This is a genomic window from Lysinibacillus sp. NPDC096212 (assembly GCF_044763105.1).
Lineage (GTDB): Bacteria > Bacillota > Bacilli > Bacillales_A > Planococcaceae > Lysinibacillus.
The window spans coordinates 36,464-51,289 of sequence record NZ_JBIWFQ010000034.1; the positions used below are offsets into that span (position 1 = coordinate 36,464).

A 14,826-nucleotide genomic window follows, 5' to 3' on the forward strand; every position below is an offset into this window, starting at 1 on the left:
CAATATGGAAAACGAAGTAATATTTTCAGTCAGTGACGGTGGAGCAGCCATCATTACGCTGAATCGACCAAAAGCTTTAAACTCACTTTCCACTCAAATGCTAAAGCCCATCGGAGAGAAATTGAAGGAATGGCAAGCAAATGATCAAATTCACCTAATCATCCTAAGAGGCGCTGGCGAGAAAGGATTTTGTGCTGGAGGCGATATTAAAACACTCTATGAGGCTCGCTCCAGTCAGGTAGCTTCAAAAAATGCCGAAGTCTTTTTCGAAGAAGAATATCAAGTAGATATGGCTATCTATCACTATCCTAAACCGATTATTGCCTGCCTTGATGGCATTGTCATGGGAGGTGGAGTCGGTTTAACCTATGGGGCTAGTCACCGAATCGTTACAGAACGGACAAAATGGGCTATGCCAGAAATGAATATTGGCTTCTTTCCAGATGTTGGAGCTGCCTATTTCCTAAACAAAGCACCAGGCTATGTAGGATACTACTTAGCTTTAACCGCATCTGTCATCCAAGCTGCAGACGTTCTCTTTGCCAATGGAGCGGATAGCTATATGACGAGCGATAATCTACACAAATTCCTTGGACGCGTTGAACAGACTGACTGGCATGCACAGGAAACAAACACAGCTTTAAATCAATTAATAGAGACATATTCAAGTAAAACATTAGGAAATAGTGAACTTGCCAGCCTTCAAAATAAAATAGATCAGCATTTCTCAAACTATACAGTGGAAGAAATCGTAGAGTCCTTAGACAATGACCCAAGTAAATTTTCACATGAAACAAACCAGTTACTTCTGTCGAAATCTCCATCATCGTTAAAAATTACGTTAAAGCAGCTTATAGATGCGCGACATAAAACATTAGAAGAATGCTTTGCGACAGATTTAATCTTGGCTAAAAACTTTTTAAAACATAACGATTTCTTTGAAGGTGTACGCTCTGTCGTCATTGATAAAGATCGAAATCCACAGTATACCTATAAATCATTAGCTGAATTTACAGATGACCATATGGAGAAGTTCTTTCAAGATAACAGTGAGACAGTAACGAAGTGAGAACGATTAGATATAATATCAATAAACACGAAACCATCTACTATTTAATAGGTAGATGGTTTCTTGTTCGTAGTTATGTCTTTAAAAAATTGTCTGTCTAGAATACGTAAAAATCTCTTATTCCTTTTTTCAACCAATTTCGTAAATAAAATCGAAGGTGACGATAACTGGCTATTTCACTAGGTGAGTTGGTTTAAAAGGAAAGAACGGTTAAGTATGTTAACGGCAACTTTTTTCATAATAAATCTTTTCACATCAGATTATTTAAGACAAGTTATATACCTTATTATCTCATGTTTTACTTGCCGAAAAGATTTAAGTAAGTATCTATTAAACGAAAGATCATAGAAAAAATCTATGGTTATCATAGAAATTATAGAATTGATATATAGAAACTAGATTCTTATAATTCTTAATAAGCAATAGTTGCTACTTTAAATAAGGGAGGTACTACTGATGACAAATATTGCGGGTATTAAAATTCCTGACAGCCGTTTGGCACTAGAAGCTCAGGATATTTTAAAAGAACATGGTTCTGAATTGCTATGGAATCACTCAAATCGTGTTTATTTGTTTGGGGCACTTCAAGGTAAAAAAGCGCAGAGAGCATATGATGAAGAGCTGCTATATGTAAGTGCTCTGTTTCATGATTTAGGTTTAACAAAACAATATAGTAGCTTAGATAAACGCTTTGAGGTAGATGGCGCAAATGCAGCTCGTCAATTTCTAGCTCAACATCATATTGATGATGACTCAATACAACTTGTTTGGGATGCCATCGCACTACATACTACGATCGGTGTTGCTGAGCATAAAGAAAATGAAGTCGCATTGCTATATGCCGGAGTTGGCCTTGATGTAATGGGGAACGGTTATCATGATTTGACGAATGAAGAACGAAATGAAATCATCAATGCTTTCCCACGTAATCAATTCAAACAAAATATTTTGCCAGCATTTTTTGAAGGATTTAAGCACAAACCCGAAACAACATTTGGCAATATTAAATCTGATGTTTGTGCATTGTTCATTCCAAATTATAAATCTAAAAACTTTTGTGATTGCGTCTTGCACTCAGCTTGGTCTGAATAAAAATTGATAGTAGATAAGGGGATTCATATAGTATGTTAAAACTAGCACATAAGAAAATTCGTCATGTTGCCTTACAAGATAAAATTGTATCAGCTCAAGAAGCTGCCACGTGGATAAAAGATGGCATGTTATTAGGAATGAGTGGCTTTACAAGGGTAGGCGATGCAAAAATAGTACCACTAGCGCTTGTAGAAAAAGCGAAAGAGGAAAAATTCCAAGTTGATGTTTATACAGGAGCCTCACTTGGTCCAGAGGTAGATCAACAGATGGCTGAAGCTGGTATTATTCGTAAGCGAGCACCCTATCAAGGTGATCCAGCTATTCGTCGTATGATTAACAATTGAGAAATACTGTACACGGATGCGCATGTTTCACATAATGCAGAGTTAATTCGTCAAGGAATCGTAGGACCTATTGACTTTGCTATAATTGAAGCTACTGCAATTACCGAAGATGGCATGTTGATACCAACAACTTCTGTTGGAAACTCTCCAATTATTATGCAAATGGCAAATGAAATTATTATTGAACTAAATGTTTCGCATCCTGACTCTCTAGAGGGAATTCATGATATTTATATTCCTGATGTACAAGGGAAGAGAAGTCTTATTCCTTTAAATAGTGCAGGGGAGCGAATTGGAACAGTTGGTATCCCGTTAGATATTAGTAAGGTACGTGGTATAGTGCTATCTGAAAAAACAGATGCTCCATCAACAATTGTACAGCCAGATGAGGAAACCGCTAAAATGGCAGAGCATTTACTCAATTTTTTACGTGATGAAGTTAAAGCTGGTCGTTTAACAAAAACATTAGCACCAATCCAATCAGGCGTAGGATCGGTAGCAAATGCAGTTTTAAATGGTTTTCTAGAATCAGAGTTTGAGTGAGGATTTAGAAATATATTCAGAGGTGTTACAGGACGCCGTATTTGAATTAATCGATGCAGGAAAAGTGAAATCCGCTTCCGGTACGTCCATTACACTTTCACAGGAATATGGTGAGCAAGTTTATAGTCAGCTAGAAAACTATAGAAATTGTTTAATTTTACGACCTCAAGAAATATCCAATCATCCTGAAATTATTCGCCGTTTAGGATTAATTTCCGTTAATACAGCACTTGAGGTTGATATTTATGGAAATGTAAATTCGACACATGTTTCAGGCTCTAAAATGATGAATGGCATTGGAGGTTCTGGTGATTTCGCCCGAAATGCACGTTTAGGAATATTCGTCACAAAATCCTATGCAAAGGGTGGTAATATCTCAAGTATTGTCCCTATGGTATCTCATGTGGACCATACAGAACATGATGTGGACGTCATTGTTACAGAATTCGGGGTAGCTGATTTACGCGGTTTAGCACCAAAAGAACGCGTGCCTTTATTAATTAATAATTGTGCACAACCTGATTACCGTCCTCAATTGTGGGCATATTATAATGCTGCGGTAGAGAAGACTGGTCATCATCACACACCTCATTTATTAGAAGAGGCACTGTCTTGGCATGTTCATCTAGCGAACGCTAAGACAATGAAAAAATAAGAAGTATGATGACTAGGCATAGTGCTTAGTCATTAGAAAAATAGAATCCACTCATCACCATTCTGTGATGAGTGGATTTCTTATTGTTTTATTAATGATTGAATCAATTGTCGACTCTTTTCAGAAATTGAAAAGCCCGCTTCTTCAAGCCCCTCAACCATTAAACGAATAAAAGCTTTTGCCGCAAAATTAATGAATTTATCTTTTCTATATAGAAGTACAATTTCTCGCGTTAATGGTGGATTGTAGATCGTTCGCTCGCAAATAGTATTCGTTCTATATAGGTGGTATAGAGTTTTCGAAATAATTGTTGCCCCGACATTTTGTTCAACTAGTTTAAAAATAGCTTGAATACTAGCTGTCTCTATTTTAGGTTTCACATGAAGCTTTTCTTTGCGAGCTGCACTATCAATTACTTTCCTACATTGATGGATAGTTGGAAATAATATTAGTGGAAGCTTTAAAACATCTTGCAAGGCTATTTTTTTAGAGACAATTAACGGATGATGGTTATGAGCAACGAATAGCAGTTCTTCAGTAAACAATGGAATTAGTTGAAGCTGCTCATCCTCATAATCGAAATACTCTTGTTTATAGGAAATCGCAAAATCGATTTTATTGTCTTTAAACTGTTTTAATAAATCATCCGAACTATTGATGCAGATTTGTAGATCTGGATATTCAAGATGATAATCTAACAAATAGTCCGACACTAAATTTGTTAATTCGCCAGGTAAAGTACCGATCACTAATTTCCCTGCTTTTAATTCTTTCAGTTCAATTATCTGATTACTTGTATTATCTATTGCTCGAAATATATGGGTACATTGTTCATGCAATATTTTACCAGCATCTGTAATCTCTATTTTTTTCCCTAGGCGATCGAATAGTGGAATGCCCAGTTCATTTTCCAATACTTTAATTTGATGGCTGAGCGTCGGTTGAGAAATATTCAATTTTTCGGCAGCCTTTGTAAAATGAAGCTCATTACACAGTACTAAAAAGTATTCAAGCTGTCGTATCTCCATATACGTACCTTCTTTATTAAAATTATTTCTTATATTATATCATTACTCATATAGAGAACCGTATAAATCCCCAGAGAATTTAAATTTTAGCTAGTTATTAAAGCACCAACAGCTTCTATTTCAATGCTACAAAGAAATCTTAGAATTAGTTATGTACGAAAAATTGTTTTTCTTAATTAACACTGGTATAATTTGGGTGGCTTTAATTTAGAAGAATCGTTACATTTTGGAGGGACAGTTTGTTTAAAAGAAAAATCTGGAGTAGCATTTTATGTTTCGTTTTAGCCGCCATGATTTTGACTGCATGGTCATTAAAAGAAGATAAACAAAAAGAAATTGAACCTAGAGAGAGCGTTTCACTAGAATTACCAAACTCCGCACAATTACATTTGGAAGCCAATGGTTTACTATTACAAAAAACCAAAAGTTCAAATAAATCATATATTCGTTCAACGGATCAAACAACTGTCTATAATTTATTTGAAGATGGGGAAAGCATGGGCTCCATCAAGGTCACTGTTCGAGAAATCGATAATGGGGATTTCTTCATTTTCACTCAATTACAAAACAAAAGCAGCAAAGGTTATAGTGCCTCAATATCGTACCCTATCAGCGGAAATATAAAGTATGATTTAACGGATTTCGAACGCCAGGAAATTCAACATGAGCATGATCATGTATTCGGTGTAGATCCAACCACCTATCCTATCGGCCTGTTAAAAGTAAAGGAACACGAAGATTTATTGACTAATATGATGATAAGCCGAAACTACGTATCGAAAGAACTTATAACCAACTATGAGAACGGGGATAAGAGTGTGGTCCGGGAATTGACGAGTGAAAATAAGGACTTGAAATTAATGAATGATGATAATGGCCTTACTGTCACTCTTCCACTTCAATCAGAGGGAAATGATTTATCTGAAAACTGGGTGTTAATATCACAAGAGCCTCTGTTTAAAAAAGAAGAAGCGCTTAATGAATGGATAAATGAAAGTACCAAACAATACAAAGAAATGAACAAATGGTATACAGCAGAAGGACCTTATTCAAAACTCCCATGGTCGATCGAACCTGAAACAAAATTAGGATATGGGCGAAACCTAGTGAGGGTCCAAGATAAAAAAGCATTAAATTACTATGAAACTACACAGGAGCGATACTTCTACGATTTGCTATTAAATTCTGTTGCGAACTTATTTATTTTTCAAGGAGATAAAAAAGGTTTATGGGAAACGGAGTATACGAGTACGTGGTTGAAAAAAGATTACGGAATCCAAGCTCCCTATACCGATACTAGGCATAACGAGAATGTCGCGTTATTCCTAAAAAAAACAGGGAACATGCTTGACATTAAAGAACTCAAAAACTCGACCATCACCTATGCAGACTTTTTGGTCAATCAGACGAAAAATGGAAACATAATCGAAGTTCCCAAAGGTGGTTACCTTGTGACCGATTATTATTCTCCCCAGCAGACAAAGAAGACACATACATCCTTAAATCATGCTCTAGGAGAAATGAATTACTTGCTAGAATCCTATCAACAAACAAAAGAAAAATCCTATTTAGACGTGGCCAGAAATATGAGACAGGGTGTTGAAAACATCGGTGAAAAATGGTTACGAGAGAATGGGGATGTGTGGTATCAAGTGAATAGTGATTTCACCTTTGAAGGAATAGATTATCCTCTCTTAACGTTAGGAGATCTACTGAAATCACAACAATCTTGGGAAGCTGTTGGGGAAAAACGAAGTGAAATGTTTGATCAACTCATTCGTTCAAAAGCACAATACCTCGTGGAAAGTAAACAAGAAATTCTTCAATCGGTAGCTGACCTTCTCATCGACCAAGGTTTTGGGGATATTATTGAAGGTTACAATAATATTCCTAAGTTTTAATAAACTTCTTTCTCATTATGTTTCAATACTATTAAGCAAAAACAAGAACAGCCTCCTTGTTGGAACAAATCTAAAGAGCATGTTTTGAAAATATATTGTTCAAAACATGCTCTTATCTCTTCCAAGAAAGAACCTTGGAAAATTTTTTTGAATGATGGAAAAAAATTATTGCAATTATTATTTAACAAGCATAATATAAGTTTATAGTTATATAATAATTTAATCACCTGTAATTGGTTGGGTGTTTTTATTTTATGTAATATATAAGCAAATGATTATACAAGGAGCTCAAACATATGGAAAATACACTAATTGAAAAACAATTAAAGGCAGCAGCTGACTTGAACCGCATTAAATTACTTGCATGTATGAAGAACGGGGAGGTTTGTGTATGTGATTTTGTGGATGTTTTAGGCATCTCACAACCAGCAGTTAGTCAGCATCTTCGAAAATTAAAGGAGGCAGGTATTATTACTGAGCGAAAAGTAGGGACTTGGAAACATTATCGTTTAGTGGAGGATCAAACGCCACTGATGAAGGGCATTTTAGAACAAATTCAACCTGTAGCTGGATGTGATTGTGGCACCGACTGTGGTTGCTAAATAGGGGGAAATGTAGATGAGTAATGAATCCTTAACGAAACAGCTTTCATTTTTAGATCGCTACCTTACTCTTTGGATTTTTGTAGCGATGGGTATTGGCGTTTTATTAAGTATCACAATGCCAAATATCGGTGAAGCATTAGAATCCATGTCGGTTGGTACAACATCGATACCGATTGCTATTGGGCTAGTAGTAATGATGTATCCGCCACTGGCAAAAGTAAAATATGAGGAAATGTGGCGTGTGTTTAAGGATTGGAAAGTTCTTTTACTGTCACTTTTCCAAAACTGGTTATTGGGTCCGTTTTTAATGTTCTTTTTAGCCATTATCTTCTTACGAGACTATCCGGAGTATATGGCTGGGCTCATTATGATTGGTTTAGCTCGATGTATTGCGATGGTTATCGTGTGGAATGATCTAGCTCGTGGAGATCGAGAATATGTAGCTGGTTTAGTTGCATTTAACTCCATTTTTCAGATCTTAACGTATTCGATTTTTGCTTACTTTTTCTTAAATGTATTACCTGGTTGGTTTGGCTTAGAGAATTTTAAAGTGTCCATTTCAATGTGGGAAATTACGAAAAGTGTTCTTATTTACTTAGGAATACCATTTGCTGCCGGAATTCTAACACGATGGATCGGTATCAAAACAAAAGGAAAGCAATGGTATGAGGAAAGATTCTTACCAAAGATTTCACCACTTACTTTAATTGCACTGCTGTTCACAATTGTGATGATGTTTGCATTGAAGGGTGAAAAATTAGTCGAACTACCACTTGATGTTGTACGAATTGCTATCCCATTATTCATTTACTTTGTTGTGATGTTTGCTGTTTCATTCTTTTCTTCTCGTAAAGCAGGTGCATCTTATCCCGTTACAGCAGCCCTGTCATTTACAGCCGCTAGTAACAACTTTGAATTAGCCATTGCTGTAGCTGTAGGTGTTTTTGGACTTCATAGTGGAGTAGCTTTTGCCGCTGTTATTGGTCCACTTGTTGAAGTACCGGTACTCATTGGACTTGTATGGGTTGCATTACGTTGGCAAAAAAAATATTTTAAAACCATTAAATTATAGAAGTACTTTTTATGACAAACACACTTTATTTCTTATGTATAGGAAATTCTTGCCTACAGATTGGACAGTCAAAAGTGCTGGCATTGAAGCACATGGAGTAAATCCGAATGCGATCAAAGCTATGGCAGAGGTAGGAGTTGATATTTCGAATCATACATCTGATCTAATTGATTTAGAGACATTAAACAATGCAACACTAGTCGTCACTCTTTGCGGAGATGCCGCAGATAAATGTCCGATGACGCCTCCTCACGTTCGTCGTGAACATTGGGGATTTGAAGATCCAGCGAAAACGTCAGGTACAGAAGAAGAAAAGTGGGTAGTTTTCCAGAACGTACGTGATGCTATTGGCAAACGTATTGAACAATTTGTAGCTGAGGAGTCGAAATAACATGAAAAAAATTCATATTTATGAGCCAGCAATGTGCTGTTCTACGGGCTTATGTGGACCATCCATTGACCAAGAGTTATTACGTATGTCATTTGTAATGAATAATTTAAAGAAAACAGATATAGAAGCTGAACGATTTAATTTAACAAATGAACCAAATGCCTTTGTAGAAAATGAAGCCATCAATCAGCTTCTAATGTCAGAAGGAATGGATGCACTGCCTGCAACGTTTGTAGATGGAGAATTACTTTGTAAAGGGAAATACCCGACAAATGAACAATTTTCACATTGGTCAGGACTTTCCGAAGAAGAACTATTACAAAAACCAAAAGTACGCTTATCTCTAAAAGGAGATGCGTAATATGGAACGCTTTTCAAGAAGTCATTTCCCTGACACTCCTTTCCTATTTTTTACTGGGAAAGGCGGCGTTGGAAAAACATCAGTTGCTAGTAGCCTATCAATAGCCATTGCAAATGAAGGGAAAAAGGTGCTGCTAATTAGTACGGACCCAGCATCCAACTTACAAGATATTTTCGGTCAAACACTTTCTAATACCCCGACAAAAATAGATGGTATCGATAATTTATTTGCATTAAATTTAGACCCTGAACAGGCAGCACAACATTACAAAGAGCAAATGGTTGGCCCCTACAGAGGTAAATTGCCTGATGTAGTCCTTCAGAATATGGAGGAACAACTTTCGGGTGCTTGTACAGTTGAAATTGCTGCCTTTAATGAATTTGCAACACTGTTGACTGATACTACAGTAATTGAGAATTTTGATATCGTTGTGTTTGATACGGCACCAACAGGACATACGTTACGTTTGTTACAGCTGCCTTCTGCATGGTCTACGTATTTAGATGACAACACTACTGGTACTTCGTGTTTAGGTCCATTAAAAGGACTAGAGCCGCAACGCGAAATCTATAAAGAGGCTGTTGAGCGTTTAAAAAATGCGAATCAAACGACACTAATGCTTGTGACACGTCCTGACGGAAATCCTTTAAAAGAGGCTGCACGTGCTTCTCAAGAGCTGTTTGATATCGGTATTCAAAATCAGATTTTACTAGTGAATGGTTATATGAAAAATCTATACTCTAATGATGCAGTGGAAAAAGCATTCATTGCACGCCAAACAGAAGCATTAGAGTTGATTCCTAAAGAGTTAAAGGAATTTGAACAATACTATTTACCGTTTGTCCCATACTCATTATCAAGTATTGAGCGTATGCAAGCATGGATGACAGATCAAGATATCTTACATGAAAATGAAGCAGACAAAGGTATGACGGTCCCTGAAGTAGAAGACATGATTGCCGATTATTTAGAACGTAAGCCGAGGCTTATATTTACAATGGGTAAAGGCGGTGTCGGCAAAACAACAGTTGCTTCGTATATCGCCCTGCGCTTAGCAGAAGAAGGCATGCATGTACATTTAACTACGACTGATCCAGCAGCGCATTTAAATTGGACGTTCGGTGATGACAAAGTTAAAAATGTAACGGTAAGTCGTATTGATCCAAAAGTAGAAGTTGCAAATTATGAAGCCGAAGTGCTTGCAAAAGCAAGTGAAACGATGAATGAAGAAGGCTTAGCATTTGTCAAAGAAGACTTGGCCTCTCCTTGTACAGAGGAAATTGCCGTATTCCGAGCGTTTGCTGATGTTGTAGAAAATCATCAAGATGAAGTCATTATTATTGATACAGCACCAACTGGCCATACATTGTTGTTATTAGATGCGACAGAAGCTTATCATCGTGAAATAAGCCGTTCGCAAGGTGACATCCCTCCAGCTGTTTCAAACTTGTTACCACGATTACGTGATGCGAGTTATACAAGCGTAGCTATTGTAACACTTCCTGAAGCAACACCTGTTTTTGAAGCGACACGTTTACAGGAAGATTTACAGCGTGCTGGATTATCCGTTGATTGGTGGGTTATCAATCAGACATTTTCATCTATTGAAACAACTAGTCTAACATTAATACAAAAGCAACAAGCTGAAACAAAATGGTTAGAAGAAATCAGATCCATCAGCAACAATCAATTCGTGGCCATCTCATGGGTAAAAACACCACCAGTAGGAACAAAAGGTTTACATGAACTTAAAGGAGAGACATTCAAATGAAAATGAGTCCCGAAGGTAAAAATTATTTAGAGCAAGTATTAGCTGATTCAGAGGTGAAAACACTGCGTTTCTTCGGCATTCCAGGATGCTGTGGTGTTAATTTAGGTGTGGGCTTAGAAGCACCTACAGATGAAGATACTGTAGAGACAATTGAAGGGATCGAAGTTGCCATTCATCCTGATATTGCACCTCAATTAACAGAAGTTACAATTCATGCAGAAGAAGAGAATGGTGAACTAGGTTTAGTGTTGGTAGGTTATTCACCAAAATCTTGCTAAGGTGGGGTTTTAAATGACAAGAGAAGATAATATTCGTACAAATGTACGTGAAAATTATGCGAAAGTAGCCTTGAAATTAAACAGTACACAAGGATGCTGTACACCAGCCTCTAGCTGCTGTAATCCAGATGAAAATCAAAATATTTCCATCGAAGAAATTTCGCAAAAAATGGGCTATACAAAGGAAGAGCTAGCTTCTATTCCTGATGGAGCCAATATGGGCCTTAGCTGTGGTAATCCACAAGCTATCGCGGATTTGAAGCATGGAGAAACTGTTGTTGATTTAGGTTCTGGTGGTGGCTTCGATTGTTTCTTAGCTGCACCAAAGGTAGGGAGAGAAGGTCAAGTAATTGGCATTGATATGACACCTGAAATGATCTCAAAGGCACGCCGTAACGCAGAAAAACCAGGTTTTGAAAATGTAGAATTTCGTTTAGGAGAAATTGAACAGATGCCTGTTGCGGATCATACAGCTGATATTATCATCTCGAATTGTGTGATCAATCTATCACCAAACAAGCCACAGGTATTTAAAGAAGCTTACCGTATTTTAAAAACAGGTGGTCGTTTAGCGATTTCAGATGTTGTTCTAACGGCAGCCTTACCAGAGAGTTATTTAACAGATATGAGTTTGTATTCTGGATGTATATCTGGTGCTATTTCGATTGATGAATATGAAGAACTTTTAAAAGATGCTGGCTTTACAAATATCTCAATTGAACCAAAAGATGATTCAAAAGAATTTATCCGTGAATGGGAACCTAATTATGATCTAGAGAATTATATTGTCTCAGCTATTATTCAAGCGGTGAAATAGAAGGATTAATTTACGTCTAGCTTAATGCTAGACGTAAAAAATACACTATATATAAGAAAATATAATGTATGAATGAATCCGGGATGCTTTTGATATGAGTGTATGGCCACCGGGATACCGAAGAACGGCTAATTGAACGGCGAACCCTAAACGGTTTTCTTCTCTCCTTCGTTTATTTATAATTTCTAAATCTCGTTTGGAAAAAGTGTAGTAGGTTCCTAGCACCACCTCTCGTAATTTTCATAAAGTATCATCTCATTTCTGTAATTATTCAGTTAATTAGCTCAATTATATATCAATAGAGTGTACTCTATTGATACAAGTGTAGGAGACTGATAAAAACATAGTTAAGAGCGTCTCATAAGACTTGTCTCAAAAATGAGATGATATTTTGCGAAAAATCGGTTATATACGTGTCAGTTCAACTAGCCAGAATCCTTCAAGGCAATTTCAGCAACTGAACGAAATCGGAATGGATATTATTTTTGAAGAAAAAGTTTACGGAGCAACAAAAGATCGTGAGCAACTTCAAAAAATGTTAGAGGATATACAAGAAGGTGACATCATTTATGTTACGGACTTAACTCGGATTACTCGTAGTACACAAGATTTATTTGAATTAATCGATAACATACGGAGTAAAAAGGCAAATTTAAAATCCTTAAAAGATACATGGCTAGATTTATCAGAAGATAATCCCTACAGCCAATTCTTAATTACGGTTATGGCAGGTGTAAACCAATTAGAACGTGATCTTATCCGTATGCGGCAGCGTGAAGGGATTGAACTAGCTAAGAAAGAAGGAAAGTTTAAAGGTCGGTTAAAGAAGTACCATAAAAATCATGCAGGAATGAATTATGCAGTAAAGCTTTATAAAGAGGGAGATATGACTGTAAATCAAATTTGTGAAATTACAAATGTGTCTAGGGCCTCATTATATAGAAAGCTATCGGAAAGGAACAGTTGATGAGTTATACCAAAAATCGGAAATATATAATAGAAAATAAATTTCATATAGAGGTGGAATTATATGCCTAAAATTGACAATATGTTAGCAATTCTATGGATGCTTCGTTCAGGTGAAAAAATTACTGCAAAACAAATTTCAGAAAAGTTAGAGATGAATATAAGGACTGTGTATCGTTATATTGATACAATTTCAACAAGTGGTGTACCTATAATTTCAGAACCAGGACATAACGGTGGATACACTTTATTGAACAATTTTATTGAGGCTCCTCTTTTTTTTGATTTTGAGGAGCAAACTTCACTTTATCATGCTGCTGTTTTTGCAGAAGAAGCTGGATATTATGGTGGTGAAGCACTAAATAGGGCTATTTCAAAGCTAAGCAAATATTCAAATCAAGAGCAGGAAACAAAGATAAACCAACATGTAACTAGTCTTGAAGTAATAAGTCGATTAAGTTCACTCTCTATGGAACCTTTTTTGAAGGAGTTGGAGCAGGCCGTAGCTGACGGGTACTCAGTAAAAATTCTTTACCATAAAAGTGGCGAAAAGCAATTAAATTATAGATTGGTCGATCCGTACAGAATTATCTATTGGAATAATAAGTGGTATGTGATTGGATTATGTCATCTTAGGAATGATATCCGTAGTTTTAGAGTAGATCGAATTGAAAGTCTAATGCTAACTGAAAATAAGTTTAACCGGCCAGAAAATTTTTCAGCACGTGACTTTTTTATAAAAAATCTTCTTCCAACTATAGAAGATAAGGAAGGGATTATTTCTTTGGTTATTAATGGGGATAAAAGTGTATTGGATGATATTTGCCAACATTGGTTTTTAGGACATTATTTACAAGAACGGACTTCAAATCAAGCAGTTTTTCTTCTTGAAAAAGATATGATACATACATATGTACCTTATTTACTTTTACCGTACAATAAATCTATTAAAGTTATTGAGCCAATAAGTCTTAAGAAAAGACTTATTGAAGTTCTGTCGGAATTAATAAAATTTCATCAAGTATGATAACTTCCCTGACGTTAACTGTCAGGGAAGTTATCTTATAATATCTATATCAATTGTGATTGGAGTGTTATTGGATGCAAACAAAAAAAGTTTTTCTATATGTATTTAATACAATGTCGGACTGGGAATATGGATATTTAATTGCTGAACTAAATACAGGAAGATATTTCAAAAAAGATTTAGCACCTTTAAAAGTAATTACAGTAGGAGCTAATAAAGAAATGATTACTACTATGGGAGGACTGAGCATAAAACCAGATATTTCCCTTGATGAATGTACTCTTGAGAGTAAAGATCTTTTAATTTTACCAGGAGGGACTACTTGGAGTGAAGAAATTCATCAACCTATCTTGGAAAGAATTGGCCAAGCTTTAAAGATTGGCACTATTGTTGCTGCAATTTGTGGTGCAACTGAGGGACTCGCGAATATGGGATACTTAGATACTAGAAAGCATACAAGTAATAACTTAGAATATACTAAAATGGTATGTCCTAACTATAAAGGAGAAAAATTCTATGAGTTAGGATCTGCGGTATCTGATGCGAATTTAGTTACTGCATCAGGAATAGCTCCTCTGGAATTTGCAATGGAGGTACTAAAAAAAATAGATGTATTTACACCAGATGCATTACATTCATGGTATAACCTAAATAAGACTCATAAACCTGAATACTTCTTCCAGTTAATGAATTCAATAAATAAATGAAGTAACTGAAAAGCTCAATTTCTCTATTTTGATTTGTAGAGAAGTTGGGCTTTTTAATTTGGAATTTTCTTATCGTTGTAAATCCGCATTTTCCTGACGCTACCCCAATAAGCAAAAGAGCTACTTATACAACTTAATAATCTTTAACTACAGCACTCCTTAGCTTAACAAGTGTAAAACCTTATTTCACCATAAATAT

The 14,826-nt window shown here is 36.1% G+C and carries 13 protein-coding genes and 3 pseudogenes; 14 read left to right on the forward strand and 2 right to left on the reverse strand.

Annotated features, from left to right (window positions below; all coding sequences use genetic code 11):
• Window positions 1-4: 4 nt before the first annotated feature.
• The 3 genes and pseudogenes from ACIQ7T_RS24205 (at window position 5) to scpC (ending at window position 3,703) form a co-directional block, all read left to right on the forward strand.
• Window positions 5-1,069 (forward strand): enoyl-CoA hydratase/isomerase family protein, encoded by a 1,065-nt coding sequence (locus ACIQ7T_RS24205; protein ID WP_402874252.1) that lies wholly within the window; start codon window positions 5-7, stop codon window positions 1,067-1,069.
• 456 nt (window positions 1,070-1,525) lie between these two features.
• Window positions 1,526-2,161 (forward strand): HD domain-containing protein, encoded by a 636-nt coding sequence (locus ACIQ7T_RS24210; protein WP_402874255.1) that lies wholly within the window; start codon window positions 1,526-1,528, stop codon window positions 2,159-2,161.
• A 32-nt stretch (window positions 2,162-2,193) separates the two neighbouring features.
• Window positions 2,194-3,703 (forward strand): annotated as a pseudogene (scpC, locus tag ACIQ7T_RS24215) (succinyl-CoA:acetate CoA-transferase ScpC).
• Window positions 3,704-3,783: 80 nt separating this feature from the next.
• On the opposite strand, the gene ACIQ7T_RS24220 reads toward scpC, so the two are convergent.
• On the reverse strand, window positions 3,784-4,731 hold the full coding sequence (locus tag ACIQ7T_RS24220) for a LysR family transcriptional regulator (RefSeq protein WP_402874258.1): 948 nt from the start codon (window positions 4,729-4,731) through the stop codon (window positions 3,784-3,786).
• A gap of 239 nt (window positions 4,732-4,970) precedes the next feature.
• Here ACIQ7T_RS24220 and ACIQ7T_RS24225 point away from each other — a divergent pair, with 239 nt between their 5' ends.
• The 8 genes and pseudogenes from ACIQ7T_RS24225 (at window position 4,971) to ACIQ7T_RS24260 (ending at window position 11,927) form a co-directional block, all read left to right on the forward strand.
• Window positions 4,971-6,632, forward strand: a complete 1,662-nt coding sequence (locus tag ACIQ7T_RS24225; RefSeq protein ID WP_402874261.1) for a hypothetical protein — start codon at window positions 4,971-4,973, stop codon at window positions 6,630-6,632.
• 296 nt (window positions 6,633-6,928) lie between these two features.
• Window positions 6,929-7,234, forward strand: coding sequence for an ArsR/SmtB family transcription factor (locus tag ACIQ7T_RS24230; RefSeq protein ID WP_370076333.1), 306 nt, complete (start codon window positions 6,929-6,931; stop codon window positions 7,232-7,234).
• A 16-nt stretch (window positions 7,235-7,250) separates the two neighbouring features.
• The gene (gene arsB / locus ACIQ7T_RS24235) at window positions 7,251-8,309 is read left to right on the forward strand and encodes an ACR3 family arsenite efflux transporter (RefSeq protein ID WP_370076335.1); all 1,059 of its coding nucleotides are present in this window, start codon (window positions 7,251-7,253) and stop codon (window positions 8,307-8,309) included.
• A gap of 11 nt (window positions 8,310-8,320) precedes the next feature.
• Window positions 8,321-8,700: pseudogene (locus ACIQ7T_RS24240) on the forward strand (arsenate reductase/protein-tyrosine-phosphatase family protein).
• A 1-nt stretch (window position 8,701) separates the two neighbouring features.
• Window positions 8,702-9,061 carry an arsenite efflux transporter metallochaperone ArsD gene (gene arsD / locus ACIQ7T_RS24245; RefSeq protein ID WP_402874265.1) on the forward strand — a complete coding sequence of 120 codons (360 nt, stop codon included), beginning with the start codon at window positions 8,702-8,704 and terminating at the stop codon, window positions 9,059-9,061.
• Between the two features lies 1 nt (window position 9,062).
• The gene (gene arsA, locus ACIQ7T_RS24250) at window positions 9,063-10,832 is read left to right on the forward strand and encodes an arsenical pump-driving ATPase (protein ID WP_402874268.1); all 1,770 of its coding nucleotides are present in this window, start codon (window positions 9,063-9,065) and stop codon (window positions 10,830-10,832) included.
• The gene (locus tag ACIQ7T_RS24255) at window positions 10,829-11,110 is read left to right on the forward strand and encodes a Fe-S cluster assembly protein HesB (protein ID WP_402874271.1); all 282 of its coding nucleotides are present in this window, start codon (window positions 10,829-10,831) and stop codon (window positions 11,108-11,110) included. Before arsA ends, ACIQ7T_RS24255 begins: the two co-directional genes overlap by 4 nt.
• A gap of 13 nt (window positions 11,111-11,123) precedes the next feature.
• Entirely contained in the window at window positions 11,124-11,927 is an 804-nt protein-coding gene (locus tag ACIQ7T_RS24260) for an arsenite methyltransferase (RefSeq protein ID WP_402874274.1), read from the forward strand.
• Between the two features lie 108 nt (window positions 11,928-12,035).
• On the opposite strand, the pseudogene ACIQ7T_RS24265 reads toward ACIQ7T_RS24260, so the two are convergent.
• Window positions 12,036-12,140: pseudogene (locus ACIQ7T_RS24265) on the reverse strand (DUF4158 domain-containing protein); the annotation flags it as partial.
• Window positions 12,141-12,318: 178 nt separating this feature from the next.
• Here ACIQ7T_RS24265 and ACIQ7T_RS24270 point away from each other — a divergent pair.
• The 3 genes from ACIQ7T_RS24270 (at window position 12,319) to ACIQ7T_RS24280 (ending at window position 14,627) form a co-directional block, all read left to right on the forward strand.
• The gene (locus ACIQ7T_RS24270; RefSeq protein WP_402874277.1) at window positions 12,319-12,894 is read left to right on the forward strand and encodes a recombinase family protein; all 576 of its coding nucleotides are present in this window, start codon (window positions 12,319-12,321) and stop codon (window positions 12,892-12,894) included.
• Between the two features lie 63 nt (window positions 12,895-12,957).
• Window positions 12,958-13,920: a helix-turn-helix transcriptional regulator gene (locus ACIQ7T_RS24275; RefSeq protein WP_402874280.1), complete on the forward strand. Its 963-nt coding sequence runs from the start codon at window positions 12,958-12,960 to the stop codon at window positions 13,918-13,920.
• A 74-nt stretch (window positions 13,921-13,994) separates the two neighbouring features.
• Window positions 13,995-14,627 carry a type 1 glutamine amidotransferase family protein gene (locus tag ACIQ7T_RS24280; protein WP_370076347.1) on the forward strand — a complete coding sequence of 211 codons (633 nt, stop codon included), beginning with the start codon at window positions 13,995-13,997 and terminating at the stop codon, window positions 14,625-14,627.
• Window positions 14,628-14,826 lie beyond the last annotated feature (199 nt).